The sequence below is a fragment of the Anaerovorax odorimutans genome (assembly GCF_024459955.1).
In the GTDB taxonomy this organism is placed as follows: Bacteria; Bacillota; Clostridia; order Peptostreptococcales; family Anaerovoracaceae; genus Hominibacterium; species Hominibacterium odorimutans_A.
This window is the reverse complement of sequence record NZ_JANFXK010000194.1, coordinates 1-241: the sequence shown is the minus strand read 5'-3', so window position 1 is coordinate 241 and position 241 is coordinate 1. Positions and strand designations below refer to the sequence as shown.

The following is a 241-nucleotide window of genomic DNA, read 5'->3' as shown; positions in this document are numbered from 1 at the left end:
ACCGATGCGTATTTGCCCTCCGGTTGATGCCGCGTCGAGAAGTTGGGTTTCACCTTTTTGAATCAGATTCATAGCGGGTTCAACATGCCGCATAAGAATTTCTCCTTCGGGAGTCAGTTGAACTTTTTTTGTACTTCTGATAAAAAGTGTCTGATCTAGTTTTCTCTCTAATGTTTTGATAGACTGGCTGACTGCGGATTGTGAAATATAGAGCTGTTTGGATGCTTCTGAAAAGTTTAAA

General features: G+C 41.1%; 1 protein-coding gene. It reads right to left on the bottom strand.

Going from position 1 to position 241, the window contains the following annotated elements; genetic code table 11:
• On the bottom strand, positions 1 to 241 hold a 241-nt coding region (locus NE619_RS19230; RefSeq protein WP_256133917.1), incomplete at both ends, for a LysR family transcriptional regulator.